This is a genomic window from Streptomyces sp. CO7, from assembly GCF_053474865.1.
Window position 1 is genome coordinate 23,807 of the sequence record NZ_JBRIOU010000013.1, and the last position, 13,260, is coordinate 37,066.

General features: G+C 72.6%; 11 protein-coding genes and 1 pseudogene. 6 read left to right on the plus strand and 6 right to left on the minus strand.

Going from position 1 to position 13,260, the window contains the following annotated elements; genetic code table 11:
• Both ACOV8S_RS30160 and ACOV8S_RS30165 read left to right on the plus strand, forming a co-directional pair.
• Positions 1 to 190, plus strand: a pseudogene (locus ACOV8S_RS30160) (hypothetical protein); the annotation flags it as partial.
• A 61-nt stretch (positions 191 to 251) separates the two neighbouring features.
• Complete coding sequence (locus ACOV8S_RS30165; RefSeq protein ID WP_448321662.1) at positions 252 to 1,007, plus strand: hypothetical protein; 756 nt, start codon at positions 252 to 254, stop codon at positions 1,005 to 1,007.
• A 72-nt stretch (positions 1,008 to 1,079) separates the two neighbouring features.
• Here ACOV8S_RS30165 and ACOV8S_RS30170 read toward each other — a convergent pair whose 3' ends face one another.
• Complete coding sequence (locus ACOV8S_RS30170; protein WP_448321663.1) at positions 1,080 to 1,649, minus strand: maleylpyruvate isomerase N-terminal domain-containing protein; 570 nt, start codon at positions 1,647 to 1,649, stop codon at positions 1,080 to 1,082.
• A 255-nt stretch (positions 1,650 to 1,904) separates the two neighbouring features.
• Between ACOV8S_RS30170 and ACOV8S_RS30175 the strand changes: the two genes are divergently transcribed.
• On the plus strand, positions 1,905 to 2,795 hold the full coding sequence (locus ACOV8S_RS30175; RefSeq protein ID WP_448321664.1) for a glycoside hydrolase family 19 protein: 891 nt from the start codon (positions 1,905 to 1,907) through the stop codon (positions 2,793 to 2,795).
• 73 nt (positions 2,796 to 2,868) lie between these two features.
• Here the strand turns inward: ACOV8S_RS30175 and ACOV8S_RS30180 are convergent, their stop codons facing one another.
• The 4 genes from ACOV8S_RS30180 to ACOV8S_RS30195 all read right to left on the minus strand — a co-directional run bounded on the left by ACOV8S_RS30180 (position 2,869) and on the right by ACOV8S_RS30195 (position 8,489).
• Positions 2,869 to 3,405, minus strand: a complete 537-nt coding sequence (locus ACOV8S_RS30180; protein ID WP_448321665.1) for a hypothetical protein — start codon at positions 3,403 to 3,405, stop codon at positions 2,869 to 2,871.
• A gap of 924 nt (positions 3,406 to 4,329) precedes the next feature.
• Complete coding sequence (gene pntB / locus ACOV8S_RS30185) at positions 4,330 to 5,811, minus strand: Re/Si-specific NAD(P)(+) transhydrogenase subunit beta (RefSeq protein WP_448321666.1); 1,482 nt, start codon at positions 5,809 to 5,811, stop codon at positions 4,330 to 4,332.
• A 6-nt stretch (positions 5,812 to 5,817) separates the two neighbouring features.
• On the minus strand, positions 5,818 to 7,374 hold the full coding sequence (locus ACOV8S_RS30190; RefSeq protein ID WP_448321667.1) for a Re/Si-specific NAD(P)(+) transhydrogenase subunit alpha: 1,557 nt from the start codon (positions 7,372 to 7,374) through the stop codon (positions 5,818 to 5,820).
• Positions 7,375 to 7,649: 275 nt separating this feature from the next.
• Positions 7,650 to 8,489, minus strand: coding sequence for an endonuclease/exonuclease/phosphatase family protein (locus ACOV8S_RS30195; RefSeq protein WP_448321668.1), 840 nt, complete (start codon positions 8,487 to 8,489; stop codon positions 7,650 to 7,652).
• Positions 8,490 to 8,722: 233 nt separating this feature from the next.
• Between ACOV8S_RS30195 and ACOV8S_RS30200 the strand changes: the two genes are divergently transcribed.
• From ACOV8S_RS30200 to ACOV8S_RS30210, 3 genes are all read left to right on the plus strand, one after another.
• Positions 8,723 to 9,784 (plus strand): ABC transporter permease, encoded by a 1,062-nt coding sequence (locus ACOV8S_RS30200; protein ID WP_448321669.1) that lies wholly within the window; start codon positions 8,723 to 8,725, stop codon positions 9,782 to 9,784.
• A 153-nt stretch (positions 9,785 to 9,937) separates the two neighbouring features.
• Complete coding sequence (locus ACOV8S_RS30205; RefSeq protein WP_448321670.1) at positions 9,938 to 11,107, plus strand: cellulose binding domain-containing protein; 1,170 nt, start codon at positions 9,938 to 9,940, stop codon at positions 11,105 to 11,107.
• A gap of 152 nt (positions 11,108 to 11,259) precedes the next feature.
• Positions 11,260 to 12,138, plus strand: coding sequence for a MurR/RpiR family transcriptional regulator (locus ACOV8S_RS30210; RefSeq protein ID WP_448321671.1), 879 nt, complete (start codon positions 11,260 to 11,262; stop codon positions 12,136 to 12,138).
• Positions 12,139 to 12,239: 101 nt separating this feature from the next.
• On the opposite strand, the gene ACOV8S_RS30215 is transcribed toward ACOV8S_RS30210, so the two are convergent.
• Positions 12,240 to 13,196 carry an ABC transporter substrate-binding protein gene (locus ACOV8S_RS30215; RefSeq protein ID WP_448321672.1) on the minus strand — a complete coding sequence of 319 codons (957 nt, stop codon included), beginning with the start codon at positions 13,194 to 13,196 and terminating at the stop codon, positions 12,240 to 12,242.
• Positions 13,197 to 13,260: the final 64 nt, after the last annotated feature.

Sequence of the window (13,260 nt, forward strand, 5' to 3'; positions counted from 1 at the left end):
CCGGCTGCTCACCGAGTCCCTGGACCTGGTCACCACTCCGCTGCTCGACGCGGTCAGGGACCGGGTACCGGCGGCCCTGCAGCGGCTCGGGGAACTCGGGACCGCACTGCGGAGCATGGACGAGGACCGCCACCGCGCCGACGCCCTCCTGGCGTTCGTCGGCGAGCTGAAGGAGGACCACGCACGGTGATCTCCCACGTCCTTGTGGAAGCGGCGCACGGCCGACGGGCACCGGGTGGGGCGGGGCGTCCATGCGACTGAACTTCGGTGACGACTGGTACGCGACGGTGACCGACGAGCCGTTGGACATCACGCCCCGCTTCGCCGACGGCTACCTCGCCCTCGGCCCGTGGAACGACTCGAGTGAGCGCGTCCGGTTCCTTGCCTGCACCTTCGGCAGTGAGGCCCACCTGTGGGACGACCCGGACGTCCTCCGTTTCGATCCGGACAGCAGGACGTTGGTGGGGGCCGAGTTTCAGATGCCCCAGGCGGCCGCCCCGGCCGAGGCGGCCGCCCGTGTCCCCCTCACTCCTGCAGTCGTCCCGGGCGGGCTCCGGGCGGAGGAGGTCCGGGATTTCCGCCACCCGATGTGCACGGTGCTCTGCCGGGCCCCCGGCGACACCGCGCTGACCTGCCTGCGCGACCTCGCCGTCCTCGACGCACCGCTGGAGGCCCGCATCGGCGTCGCCCCGGACGTGGCCCTCCTCGTCCAGCGCGGCGCCGTCGTCGGCTGGAGCCTGACCGACCCGGTCCGCCACGTGACCACCGGCTTCGCGGCCCCGGCTCCCGAAGCGCCCTCGCCCACCACCCGTCGTCTGTTCTCGGAATGCCTCGACCTGATCACCGTCCCCGACCTGGTCGACGACCTGGTGGACGGCGAGCCGGCTGCCCTGGCGCGTCTCCACGCCGCCGACGACGCCCTGCGCACCCAGCGCGAGGACCGCATGCGCGCCGACGCGCTGCGGGAGTCGATCTCCACCTACGTGGCGGACTACGGAGGCCGGTGACGGCCGGGGCAGCCCGTCAGGCCGGTGAAACGGGCACGGTGGCCGTTCGCGGTTCCGCCGGGTCGCCCGCGCTCAGTCGGGCAGTGCCGCCTGCCACGTCCACGAGGTCCTGCGGGGCAGACCGTCCAGGTCCCCGCGTCCGGTGCACCACAGCAGCACCGGGGCGGGGTCGCCGGTCGGAGCGTCGGGGAACAGCCGCTCGAGCACGGCCGCGCACAGCGGTGCCGACGGCGTCCAGTCCACGCCGAGCCCGCGGGTGATGTCGTGGGTGTGCAGCAGGGTCTCGGCGACGCCCATCGCCGCGAATCCCGTCGGGTCGCACGGACCCCAGTGCCAGGCGCGCAGGGACGGGTCGGCGGTGGCCAGCGCGCTGCCGAGCAGTCCCCCGCAGGCGGCGGCCACCTGCAACACCTCGGCAGGCGAGGCGGTGGAGTGCACGCACAGGTCCAGGGGAAGGTAGGCGTCGGCCGGGCGCGCGGCGAGCTGGCCCGCGTAGGCCAGCAGGTCGTGGCCGATGTGCACGGCCGTCTCCCGGCAGGTCCACTCCAGCGGGCCGGCCGGCACCGTCCAGTCCTCGCCCGTGCGAGGTCCCAGCACCTCCAGCATCTGCGCCACGGCGGCCTGCACGTCACGGTGGTCCATGCGGTGCTCCTCGCAGGGCTCGTCGCCCCGCCGACCGGCGCGACGGAGCAGTCGGCACCAACTCTAGGAGCGGTACGCCGAGTTGGCTCAATGACACACCTTGACTGGTACAGACCAATGCGATTGAGTGTGGGCTCCACACCCCCCACCACGGCCGTCCCCCACACCACGGCCGGCCCGGTCGCGTGCGTCGCTGCGCGGTCCGCCCCGGTCGTTCACGGCGGGTTCGGCCTCCGTTCGCAGGGAGTTGACCTCGTGTCGAAACGCCGTCTGTCCGCCGCCGTCGCCGTTCTCGCCCTGTCCGCCGCCACGCCCGTGCTCCTGCCGGCGACCGAGGCCTCCGCGGCCGCCTGCTCCAGCTACCCCAACTGGGTCGCCGGGAAGTCCTACGCCACCGGCGCCATCGTGCGCTACACGGACGGCAAGGCCTACATCGCCGAGCACGACAACCCCGGGTACGACCCGACCATCAGCACCTGGTACTGGGACCCCTACGCCTGCGACAGCGGCTCCGGCACGCCGGTGGGCTCGTTCGTCGTCAGCCAGACGCAGTTCAACCAGATGTTCCCGAACCGGAGTTCCTTCTACACGTACAGCGGTCTGACCGCCGCGCTCAGCGCGTTCCCCGGCTTCGCCACCACCGGGGACGACGCCACCAGGAAGCGCGAGGCCGCCGCGTTCCTGGCCAACGTGAGCCACGAGACCGGCGGGCTGGTCCACGTCGTCGAGCAGAACACCGCCAACTACCCGCACTACTGCGACACCAGCCAGTGGTACGGCTGTCCCGCGGGCCAGGCCGCCTACTACGGCCGCGGACCCATCCAGCTCAGCTGGAACTTCAACTACAAGGCGGCGGGCGACGCGCTCGGCATCAATTTGCTCAACGACCCGTGGCTCGTGGAGCGGGACGCCGCCGTCGCGTGGAAGACCGGCCTCTGGTACTGGAACACCCAGAGCGGCCCCGGCAGCATGACCCCGCACAACGCCATGGTCAACGGCGCCGGCTTCGGCCAGACCATCCGGTCCATCAACGGCTCGCTGGAGTGCGACGGCAGGAACCCGGCCCAGGTGCAGAGCCGGGTCAGCACCTACCAGCGCTTCGCGCAGATCCTCGGCGTCGACCCGGGCGGCAACCTGTACTGCTGAGCCCCCTCCGGCCGCCGTCCTCACCCCGCCCGGGGTGGGGGCGGCGCCGTTCGCCGTCGGCGGGGTCGCCCGGCTAGTGGATCACGGCGTTCACCGCGATGATCAACAGGCCGATCAGCATGTCCATCCCCCCTGCCCGCAAGGAGGGCGGCCAGCGGCGGCCGGCGGCGCGGGCGGCCGAGACTCCCACGCCGAACAGGGCGACGGTGTTGAACAGCAGGGCCACGTCCACCGCCGTGTCCTCGGCCCACCACCCGGCCAGCGCGGCCAGGAGCAGGGCCACCGTGGGCAGCACCGCCACGACCAGCGGCCATTCGGCGGCCACCGCCCGCCGCCTGGTCGGGCCCGCTCCCCCGTGGACGTAGGCGCGGTGGGCGATGACGTGCGCGTACCCGTGCGCGGCGGCCGACGCCACCGCGGTGAGCGCCACCCAGAACGCGTCCGAACCGGGGTCGGCCGTCTCGCCCGTCGAGTCCAGCGCGGAGATCATGGCGCTGGCCAGCACCAGTCCGTACGTCCCGCTGAACAGCCACTGCTCCGGCATGCCGCGCCGCGGCACTGATCCGGGCGCGCCGCCCTCACGGCTGACGTCGTCGGCGTGGTCGGGCATCGCATCGCCTCGCGGTGGGGGCAGGGGCCGGGCCCGTACATGCTCGCCCGCGTGGCGCGGAGGAGGCCCGACGCCACGCGGGCGCGGCCGAACGGTCGGCCCGAAAGGGCCCACGGTCACGCTCGAAGTGACCCATGACGCGGGAGGCCGACCCTTCCGTCCGGCCCGGACGCCCCAGTTGCCGGCCCGCCGGGGAGAAGAGTGCTTGGGGCGACTTCGACTGCCGTGGGAGTTACCCGCACCTCCGCATCGCGGCTCCACCGAGGGCGCCCCGTGCCGTGGGCCCGGCAGGAGAGAGCCGGCATCGCGAGGGACGGCCGGGTCAGACGGCCTTCGCCGCCATCCTTCGGGTCCGAGACCCGAAGGGAGTGGGCGCAGCAGCGGTCTCGCCGGCTCGCCCGCGCCCGTCACCGTGGTCGGTGACCCGTCCGGCGTGGGGTCGCCCCCCCTCACCTGCTCAGCGCGACCACCCCACAGGCGGCCCTCGCGGCGACAGGACACCTTCCGTCGGCGAGCGTCACCGGGCCGGTGCGGACGAGCACCTGGTCGTCGCAGACCCTCCGGGCTCCGTCCGCTCCCACCCGGGGCACGGTCGGCGAACCTGCCCCGGCCGTGGTGACGTCGCAAGCCGACCTCGACGTGGCCGAGGAGTGCGAGGACGGGCGGAGAGCCCTCGGCCTGGCGCGAGGCACTGCTCGCCAGGGCGGCGGGCTCCTTGTCGAGGAGGCATCGCCCGCCCAACTGCTGCCCGGCATCCGCACCGACCCGCTTCCCACCGACCCGCTTCCCACCGCCCCGCCCGGGGCCCCGGCCGTTCCTGTCGGCCGGGGCCGGCCTCCGCCGTGGACGCCGTAGGCGCCACAAGGCCGTGGACGCCGTGGACGCGCCGCGCAGCGGCTCCGGTGCGGGTCCGGTGGACCTCCGCTAGCCGACCACCGCCAGTCCCCCGTCCGTTCCCGCCGCCCTGCCGCCGGCGGCCCGGCCCGGGCCGTCGGAGCCGAGTGCGCTCAGGATGTCCTCGACGCTCTGCTTGGCGTCACCGAAGAGCATGCCGCTGTTCTCGCGGAAGAACAGCGGGTTCTGCACGCCCGCGTAGCCGGAGGCCATGGACCGCTTGAAGACGACGACCTGCTCCGCCTCCCAGACGCGCAGCACCGGCATGCCGGCGATCGGGCTGGCCGGGTCCTCCTCCGCCGCCGGGTTGACGGTGTCGTTGGCGCCGATGACCAGCACCACCGAGGTGGCGGCGAAGTCGTCGTTGATCTCGTCCATCTCGAGGACGATGTCGTAGGGCACCTTGGCCTCGGCCAGCAGCACGTTCATGTGCCCGGGCAGGCGACCGGCGACGGGGTGGACGCCGAAGCGGACCTCGACGCCGCGCTCCCGCAGGCGCCGGGTCAGCTCGGCGACCGGGTGCTGCGCCTGGGCCACGGCCATGCCGTAGCCGGGGGTGATGACCACCGAGCGGGCCTGGGCCAGCGTCTCGGCCACCTCGGCGGCGCGCACCTCGCGGTGCTCGCCCTGTTCCTCGGAACCGCCGGACGGCGCCTCGATGCCGAAACCGCCGGCGATCACGGAGAGGAAGGACCGGTTCATGGCCTTGCACATGATGAAGGACAGGTAGGCGCCGGAGGAGCCGACCAGCGCACCGGTGACGATGAGCAGGTTGTTGTCGAGCAGGAAGCCGGCCGCCGCCGCGGCCCAGCCCGAGTAGCTGTTCAGCATGGAGACGACGACGGGCATGTCGCCGCCGCCGATCGAGGCGACGAGGTGCCAGCCGAGGGCCAGCGCCAGCACGGTGACGACGATCATCAGCGGCAGGCTCGGGGCGACGACGAACCAGACCGTCAGCAGCACGAAGGCGCCGAGCGCGCCGAGGTTCAGCGCGTTCTTGCCCGGAAGCGTCAGCGGGCGGGACTTGATCCGCGCGGAGAGCTTCAGGTACGCGACGATCGAGCCGGTGAAGGTGACCGCGCCGATGAAGATGCCGATGAACACCTCGGCGTGATGGATGCCCAGCAGACCGGCGTCCGACAGGGCCCGGCGCGCCTCGTCGTTCGACTCCGCCTCCAGGTAGCTGTTCCAGCCCACGAACACGGCGGCCAGGCCGACGAAGCTGTGGAGCACCGCGATCAGTTCGGGCATCTGCGTCATCTCGACGCGGCGCGCCTGCCACAGGCCGAGCACCGCGCCGAGCGCCATCGCCAGCACGATCAGCCCGACCGTGCCCGCCGTGCCGGCTCTCGCCGCCACCACGACCGTGGCGGCGAGAGCGAGCGCCATGCCCGCGATGCCGTAGACGACGCCGGCCCGGGAGGTGCGGTGCTGGGACAGGCCGGCCAGGCTGAGGATGAACAACAGGGCGGCGACCAGGTCGGCCGCGTGGGAGGCCGTCAGGGAAGTCATCTCGGCTCAGCCTTTCGAGAACATGGACAGCATGCGGCGGGTGACGGCGAAACCACCGAAGACGTTGATGCTCGTCAGCAGGATGGCCGTGAAGGACAGGGCGGTGACGATCCGGCTGTCGTGGCCGAGCTGGAGCAGGGCGCCGACCACGATGATTCCGGAGATGGCGTTGGTGACCGACATCAGCGGTGTGTGCAGCGCGTGGTGCACCTTGCCGATGACGTAGTAGCCGATCACCACGGCGAGCGTGAACACCGTGAAGTTCTGCGCCAGTTGGGCGGGGGCGAAGGCCACGAGCAGGAACAGCGCCAGCAGCCCGAGGCCGATCAGGCCGAAGCGGACGGCGGGCGTCGTCCGCGGCTTCTTCGGCTCGGCCCCGACAGGGGCCCTCTCGGGCTGTGCGGCCGGCGCGGCGGACACCGCGACGGGCGGCGGCGGCCAGGTGACGTCGCCGTCGCGGACCACGGTGACGGCCCGCTGCACCACGTCGTCGAAGTCGATGGCCAGCCGGCCGTCCTTGCCGGGCGTGAGCAGCTTGACCAGGTTGAGCAGGTTGGTGCCGAACAGCTGCGAGGCCTGCGCCGGGAGGCGGGAGGCGAGGTCCGTGTAGCCGATGAGGGTGACGCCGTTGTCGGTGACCACCGTGCGTCCGGGCACGGTGCCCTCGACGTTGCCGCCCTGGGCGGCCGCCATGTCGACGACGACGCTGCCCGGCTTCATGACGGCGACGTCCTCGGCCGTCAGCAGGCGAGGCGCGGGACGTCCGGGGATCAGCGCGGTGGTGATCACGATGTCCACGTCGGCGGCCTGCTGGTGGTAGAGCTCGGCGGCGGCACGGTCGTAGTCGGCCGAGGTGGCCCTGGCGTAGCCGTCGGTGCTCGCCTCCTGCTCCACGTGCACCGGCAGGTACTCGCCGCCCAGGGACTTCACCTGGTCGGCGACCTCCGGGCGCGGGTCGGTGGCCCGCACGATCGCGCCGAGGCTGGAGGCCGCCCCGATGGCCGCGAGTCCGGCCACGCCCGCACCGGCGACCAGCACCTTGGCCGGCGGCACCTTGCCCGCCGCGGTGACCTGGCCGGTGAAGAAGCGCCCGAAGACGTGCGCTGCCTCCACGACCGCGCGGTAGCCCGCGATGTTCGCCATCGAGGAGAGCACGTCCATCGACTGGGCGCGGGAGATGCGCGGCACGGCGTCGAGGGCGAGGGCCGTCACCCCGGCGTCGGACAGCGTCCGCAGCAGCTCGGGCCTCTGCGCCGGGGCGAGCAGGCCCGCCAGGGTCGCGCCCGGCCTCAGCCGGGCGATCTCCGCCTCCGAGGGGGCGTTGACCTTCAGGACGACGTCGGCGCCCCATGCCTCGCCGGTCCCGGCGCCCGCCTCGGCGTACGCCTGGTCGGTGAAGCCGGACGGCTCACCCGCTCCGGGTTCGACCACGACCTCGTAGCCGAGCTTCAGCAGGTGCCGCACCGTCGTGGGGGTCGCCGCGACGCGGGTCTCGCCGGGGACGGACTCGGCGACCACGCCGATGCGCTGCGGAGGGTTGTGTGTGGGTTCTTGGGCAGACATGACCGGTATCTCTCGTCAGAGGATCGTCGGAGGATGGTGCGAGGGGTATCTGCGTTCGGGGTATCCGCGTTCGAAGGAAGTCGTACAACGTCCTTCCCATTGATCGCTGGAAACTACCGGCCGAGCGGGTGCGCGCCAACGCGAACGAACGGTGATGTGCTTCACCTGGCGGTGGGAGGCGGCGTCGGGTGGACGGAGCCCCTGCGACGCCGGCGCGCGGGGCCTGGCCCTCGCGACTCGGCGGGCGGGAGGGCGAGTTGCCGCACCCGGTCCGCTCAGCGGGTGAGGTCCAGGTCGGCGTACAGCACGTCGTGGTCCGAGTGGGAGGTGGGCTGCACCCGCTGTCCGAGCGCGGTGACGCCCCGCAGGAAGACGTAGTCGAACCGCGCGTACCAGTCCGTCGTCGTCGGGCAGCCGTCGAGCGACGACGGCCGGCAGCGGGCGTCCGCGTCGGCGGCCACGGACCACACGGGTGCCAGCTCGGGGGCGGCGGGAACGGCGTTGAAGTCACCGAGCACGACGGCGCGGTCGTACCGGGTGATCTCGGCGGCGAGGACGTCGGCCTGCCGCGCGCGGACGCCCTCCTGGCGCCGTTGGGCGAGGTGGGTGGCGAACACCCGGACTGACCGGCCGTCCACCGTCGTGGTGACCGCCAGGTATCCGCGGTCCTCCGATCCGCCGTCGGGGTACTCCACGACCGTACGGTCCGTCATCGGCGCCGCCGACAGGATCGCCTGGCCGTAGCCGCCCGGGGTCCACGGCGTTCCCCCGCACCGCCCCCGATGACGCAGGACCGGCCCGTACGCGGCGTGGTAGTCCAGCCCGTAGTAGCGCCGCAGGTAGTCGCGGATCCTCTCGACGTCGCTCACGCACGCCTCCTGCAGCGCGACGACCTGCGGGGCGTACAGGGCGATCTCCCTCGCCCGGTCGACGTCCCGTGCGCCGCAGGGGTTGCAGAGGTTCCACGTCATGACCCGGTTCGGCACGACCTCACGGGCGGCGTCGGCGGGCAGGGCCCGCGCGAAGAGGCCGCCGCGGGGCACGGACGGGCCGAGCAGCATCATGCCGACGGCGATGAGGGCGCCCGCGAGCAGCCACCTGCGTCCTTCGGCCACGTCGGCCCCCTCCACGTCGATCCGTCCGGTGTCCTGTACCGTCCCCGGGACCGGGCGCGGCGCCCAGGACCCGGCGGTTCACGGATCTCCCGGGCGCTGCCCTCCCGACCTTACGCGCGGCCCCGGGCCCGGCGTGTCCCGGGAACGCGGTCCGCACGCCGGGCGGGTGGGACACCCTGCGGCGCGGCGACGCCTTCGATGCCCGGGCACCTCTTTGTGGAAGTGTCCGGGCCATGGCGGACATGTTCCGAGGTGCCCACGCCCAGCCCCCGAGCCGTCGGCAGCGGTGGTCCGAGTTCCGGCAGACGCCGCTGTGGCCGGCCACCGTGCTGGTGTTCATCCTGGCGGCCTCGGCCGGCCTCTTCGCCGGTTCGTACACCTACTCGATGGCCGATCCGACGCCACGCTCGATCCCCACCGCCGTCGTCGGCTCGTACGAACAGGCCCGCGGGCAGGCCTTCCTGAACGGCCTGGAGAAGGCGCTGAACGCGTCCGTGAAGCTGCACGTGTACGACAGCGTCGCCGAGGCCCGTCAGGCCATGGAGGACCAGAAGGTCTTCGCCATCTTCGAGGTGCGCGACGACGGCCGGACCGCGGTCCTGGACCTCTCGGGCGCCTCCGGCGCCTCGGTCGCCGAGGTGCTGGCCGACACGGCGCCGGCCGTGGGAGCGAGGACCGGTGTCGAAGTCACCGTCAGGGACCTCAATCCGCTCCAGGAGGGCGACCCGCGCGGGCTGGCGATCTTCTACATCACGCTGGCCGCCGTCGTCATCGGCTTCCTCGGGGCGATTCAGCTCAGTGTGCACGCGCGGTCCCTGACTCCCCTCGAACGCATGCTGTTCACCCTCGCCTACGCGCTGCTCGGCGGCTTCGCCATCGCGGCGACCGTGGACTGGCTGCTCGGGGCACTCGACCTGCCGTTCGTGGAGTCGTGGTTCATCCTCACCCTCACCCTGTTCACCGGCGGCATGGTCTTCACCATGTTCAATACCCTGGTCGGGCGCTGGGCGATCCTGCCGACGTGGGGGCTGATGGTCCTGCTGGGCAACCCTTCCTCCGGCGGCGCGGTGTCCTGGCCGCTGCTGCCGTCCCCGCTGGGCGCGATCGGCAAGTGGCTGCCGCCCGGCGCCTCGGTCAACGCGCAGCACACGGCGGTGTACTTCCAGGGTCATCAGCACGTGTTCCCGTTCCTGGTGCTGGGCGGGTGGGCCCTGCTGTCGTGCACGGTCTTCTGGGTCTGGCGGCACCGCCACCCCGGGGGCCGTGATCACCGTCCGGCCGAGGCCGAGGAGTGACGGCCGCACCAGGCTCGGCGCCCACCCCCTCCGTAACCGGCCGCGAGCCTCTTGACGCTCCGGTGACAACGATGGCTTCATGGGATGGGAGCGCTCCCATCCCATGCTCCGGGCGGCTCGGCCGGAGTCCCCCGTCCGAAAGGCAGGCCCCCTGTGCTCCCCACTCCTTCCTTACGTCCCGCACTCCGGCCGCTCCTCCCGCTGCTCGTCCTGCTGGCGTCCCTGCTCCTGCCGTTGGGAGCGCTCGCCCCGCACGCCGCGGCCGCTCCGGCCGCCTCGGCGTCCTCGGCGGCCTCGGCGTCCTCGGCGGCCTCGGCGTCCTCGGCGGCCGACCCGGTGCGCGTCATGCCGTTGGGCGACTCGATCACCGGCTCACCGGGCTGCTGGCGGGCCGTGCTGTGGAACCGGTTGCAGAACGCCGGGTACACCGGCATCGACTTCGTCGGCACCCTCGGTCCCCAGGGGTGCGGCGTGGCGCACGACGGTGACAACGAAGGCCACGGCGGCGAACTGGTGACCAACGTGGCCGACCAGAACCTGCTTCCGGCGCGGCTCAGGGCCACCCTTCCGGACGTCGTCGTCATGCACTTCGGCACGAACGACGTGTGGAGCAACATCTCCCCGGACCGCATCCTCGCCGCGTACACCAAACTGGTGGAGCAGATGCGGGCGAGCAACCCGGACATGCGCGTCCTCGTCGCGCAGATCATCCCCATGAACCCGAGCACCTGCGCCGCGTGCGCCCAACGGGTCGTGGACCTCAACGCGCGGATCCCGGCGTGGGCGACGACGACGAGCACCACCCGCTCCCCCGTCACGGTGGTCGACCAGTGGACGGGCTTCAGCACGGCTGCCGACACCTACGACGGCGTGCACCCCGACGCGTCGGGCGACGACAGGATCGCCGGCCGCTGGTTCCCCGCCCTGGCCGCCACCCTCGACGCGGGCGTACCGGGAGACCCCGGCGATCCCGGCGACCCGGGCAGCGGCGACCCCGGTCCCACCTGCGGCGCGACCTTCCGGGCCGTCTCCACCTGGCAGGGCGGTTTCCAGGGCGAGGTGACGGTGACCAACACGTCCGCGTCCGCCGTCTCCGGCTGGACCGTCACCGTCGCCCCGTCCGGCGGGGCACGCGTCGCACAGGTCTGGAACGGCACCCTCACCACGGCCGCGGACGGCGCTGCCTCGGTGTCCGACGCGGCGTGGAACGGAGCGCTGGCCCCGGGCGCCCGCGCCTCCTTCGGCTTCGTCGCCACCGCTCCGGCCGGTGCCGGGGCCCCGTCGGTGACCGTCGGCTGCACGGCACGCGCTGCCGGTTCCTGAATCCCGCCCGGTCCCCGGCGACTGTGCAGGATCCGTAATGGGCGATACATTCGCGTACCGAAGACCGGTATTCTGAAACGCCGGACGTCGGGCCGCGAAGCCCGTCCGCCTGCGCGCGGCTCCCCGTGAGCTCCACCCCGGAAGGGAAGTCCATGAGCCCCACCCTGGCCGATGAGATCCGTGGTCGGCTCGGAGAGCTGAGCCCCGCAGAGCGGAAGGTCGCCCGGGTCATGCTCGCGGGCTATCCCGCCGCGGTGTTCGAGACCGTCGCCACGATCGCGGATCGTGCCGGCGTCTCCGCGCCGACCGTGCTGAGGTGCGCCGCGCGACTCGGCTACCGGGGCTTCCCCGATCTGCAGGCGGCCCTCCGCGCGGAGCTCGACGCGCGCAACGCCTCACCGATCACCCTGTACACGGCGGCGGACGCCTCGGAGCAGGAGCCGGAGGCCGTTCCGGGCGGGGTGTCCGCGACCTCGCTCGGCGAACGCGCGGGGCTCGTGCAGCAGGCGGTGTCCCGGACCTTCGACGAGCTGGCGCCCCACGACTTCGAGAACGCGGTGGGTCTCCTCGCGGCCCCCAGGCGCCGGGTGCACCTCACGGGCGGACGGTTCACGCACCTCCTGGCCGAGTACCTGGGCCTGCACCTGATGCAGTTCCGCGACCAGGTGAGCCTGGTGCCCCACAAGGACGTGGAGCGCACGTCCTTCCTCACCCAGCTCGCCCGCCGGGACGTCACCGTGCTGTTCGACTACCGGCGTTACGAGGCGGACAACACCTACATCGCCGAACTGGCCCGGGAGCGGGGCGGCAAGGTCATTGTGTTCACCGACCCGTGGCTCTCCCCCGCGGCCGCGCACGCGGACGTCGTCCTCATCACCCAGGTGTCCTCCGACTCCCCCTACGACAGCCTGACTCCGGCACTGGCTGTGGTCGAGGCGCTCGTGGCCGCCGTTCTGGACCGGATCGGCGGCGACGGCCACGAGCGGATGAAGGAGGCCGAGAAGGTCGCCCGGCGCACCGGTCTCCTGTGAGGCGGCGCGCCATGAAGCGGCGCGCCGTGAGGCGGTGGACCCGAAGGGCGGCGCCGTGACGTCGGCCGCCCTCCCCACCCGCACCCGCACCCGGTGCGGGGTCAGTCGAGGGCCCCGTTGACGGTCGCCTTGGGGATCCCGATGTTCGGGACCTGGTACTTCGTGAGGATCTCGCGGTAGGAACCGTCGTCCATGAGGGACTGCAGGGCCGCCTGGACGGCTTCCTTGAGTCCCGGACGGTCCTTGGACACGCCGATGCCCATCGGGGAGGCGCTGTACTCCCCCACGGCCCGGCGCCCCGTCACGGTGGAGAAGGCCTTGCCGTCGTCCGCCTCGGTGGCGACGTAGGCGGCCGTCACCTCGTCGAGGTAGTCGGCCACCACCTTGCCGCTGCGGAGTGCCAGCTGCGCCTCGGAGTCCTTCGAGAAGGCGAGGATCCTGATCGGCGGGAGGCCCTTCGCCCTGCAGAGTTTCTGACGATCCTGCAGGAGCTTCTGATGGTTGGTACCGGCCTGCACCCCGACGGGCTTCCCGCACACGTCGGTCACGACCGTGATGTCTTCGGGGTTGCCCTTCTCGACCAGCCAGCCGGGGCCGGCGTTGAGGTAGTCGACGAAGTCCACGGACTTCTGCCGGGCCTTCTTGTCCGTCATGGCCGACATGACGAGGTCGAACTTGCCGGCCTGGACGGCCGGCAGGATGCCGTCGAACTTCTGCGGCTCGAAGCGGAAGGTGACTCCGAGCCGGGCTCCGAGGGCCTGGCCGAGGTCGTAGTCGATCCCGGTGATCTGCGTGCTCCCCTCCTCGACGAACATCTCGAAGGGCGGGTAGGGGACGTCGGTGGCGACCCGGACCGTGCCGGCGTCACGGACGGCCTCGGGGAGCATCGCGTGGAGCTGGGGGTCCGGGCTGATCCGGAGACCGGGGACGACCTCCACCGCCCCGTTCTTCGCGGCCCCTTCGCGGGTGGGGGGCGCGTCGGACGGGCCCCCGCAGCCGGAGGTGAGGAGCGCCAGGACGGCGACGGAGACGAGCGCGGTACGGGTACGCACGGACATGGAGCGGCCTTTCGCGGCGGGAGTGACCGGGGGGCAGGGAGCAGGGCGGCGGTCCGGTGCGGGG

Excerpts from the sequence above, each read along its gene's own strand:
- ACOV8S_RS30190 (WP_448321667.1), bottom strand. The coding sequence starts at position 7,374 with ATGTCTGCCCAAGAACCCACACACAACCCTCCGCAGCGCATCGGCGTG.
- ACOV8S_RS30215 (WP_448321672.1), bottom strand. The coding sequence starts at position 13,196 with ATGTCCGTGCGTACCCGTACCGCGCTCGTCTCCGTCGCCGTCCTGGCG.
- pntB (WP_448321666.1), bottom strand. The coding sequence starts at position 5,811 with ATGACTTCCCTGACGGCCTCCCACGCGGCCGACCTGGTCGCCGCCCTG.
- ACOV8S_RS30200 (WP_448321669.1), top strand. The coding sequence starts at position 8,723 with ATGGCGGACATGTTCCGAGGTGCCCACGCCCAGCCCCCGAGCCGTCGG.
- ACOV8S_RS30165 (WP_448321662.1), top strand. The coding sequence starts at position 252 with ATGCGACTGAACTTCGGTGACGACTGGTACGCGACGGTGACCGACGAG.
- ACOV8S_RS30180 (WP_448321665.1), bottom strand. The coding sequence starts at position 3,405 with ATGCCCGACCACGCCGACGACGTCAGCCGTGAGGGCGGCGCGCCCGGA.
- ACOV8S_RS30170 (WP_448321663.1), bottom strand. The coding sequence starts at position 1,649 with ATGGACCACCGTGACGTGCAGGCCGCCGTGGCGCAGATGCTGGAGGTG.
- ACOV8S_RS30210 (WP_448321671.1), top strand. The coding sequence starts at position 11,260 with ATGAGCCCCACCCTGGCCGATGAGATCCGTGGTCGGCTCGGAGAGCTG.